Source organism: Cohnella sp. GCM10020058, from assembly GCF_042683485.1.
Lineage (GTDB): Bacteria > Bacillota > Bacilli > Paenibacillales > Paenibacillaceae > Cohnella.
On sequence record NZ_JBHUJV010000003.1, the window covers coordinates 94,224 to 95,086 of the forward strand.

Consider the following 863-nt stretch of genomic DNA (forward strand, 5'->3'; position numbering starts at 1 on the left):
TACGATCACCGCGCCGTCAGTGGCCGGCGGGGAGCTGCAGCCGCGCCAGCGCGCCCAGGCGTTCACGGATCCGCGCCGTACGATCACCGCGCCGCCAGCGGCCGCGGGGAGCTGCAGCCGCGCCAGCGCGCCCAGGCGTTCACGGATCCGCGCCGTACGATCACCGCGCCGTCAGTGGCCGGCGGGGAGCTGCAGCCGCGCCAGCGCGCCCAGGCGTTCACGGATCCGCGCCGTACGATCACCGCGCCGTCAGTGGCCGGCGGGGAGTCCGCGACACACCATCACAATTGCGTCGGCCGGCGGGTAGCGGGAGCAGTATTTTTCTATTTAGATCTAAAATTAGATCTAAAAAATCAAAAAAATGTTTTACTTTATAAAACACGTGTGTTAATATTGATTTATAAAGTTAAACAACGAAAGCCGCAAGCACAATAAAATTCAAATTAAAAGGAGAAATTAATATGAATAATGTGGCAGATATGACGTCGATGAAAGGAAAATCCAAAACTCCATGGAGTTGGGCTGAAGAACCAGATGAAGATTATGAATATGAAGGGGATATGGGTTACATCGTGCCTACTGGTGTGACGCCTCCCAGAACTCCATGGAGTTGGGCTGAAGAACCAGATGAAGATTATGAGTATGAAGGGGATGAGGGTTACATCTTGCCTGATGGTGTGACGCCTCCATGGCAATGGGCTGAAGAACCAGAAGATGATGAAGACGAGAATACGAAGGGTGAATAGAAACCGCCAATGAGCGGTTTTTTTATTTGTATTAATCGCCGGCGACGGTCGGGCGGTGGGCAGAGCCGGCGACGGTCGGGCGGTGGGCAGAGCCGGCGACGGTCGGGCGGTGGGCAG

General features: G+C 55.4%; 2 protein-coding genes. Both read left to right on the plus strand.

Annotation, left to right across the window (positions count from 1 at the left end; genetic code table 11):
- Positions 1 to 435, plus strand: a 435-nt coding sequence (locus ACFSR7_RS06260; protein WP_378159721.1) for a hypothetical protein, incomplete at its 5' end; no start/stop codon positions are given.
- Between the two features lie 26 nt (positions 436 to 461).
- Entirely contained in the window at positions 462 to 746 is a 285-nt protein-coding gene (locus ACFSR7_RS06265; RefSeq protein WP_378159722.1) for a hypothetical protein, read from the plus strand.
- The last annotated feature ends 117 nt before the right edge of the window (positions 747 to 863 follow it).

Bases quoted from the DNA above. Each gene is read 5' to 3' on its own strand.
- ACFSR7_RS06265 (WP_378159722.1), top strand. From the start codon at position 462: ATGAATAATGTGGCAGATATGACGTCGATGAAAGGAAAATCCAAAACT.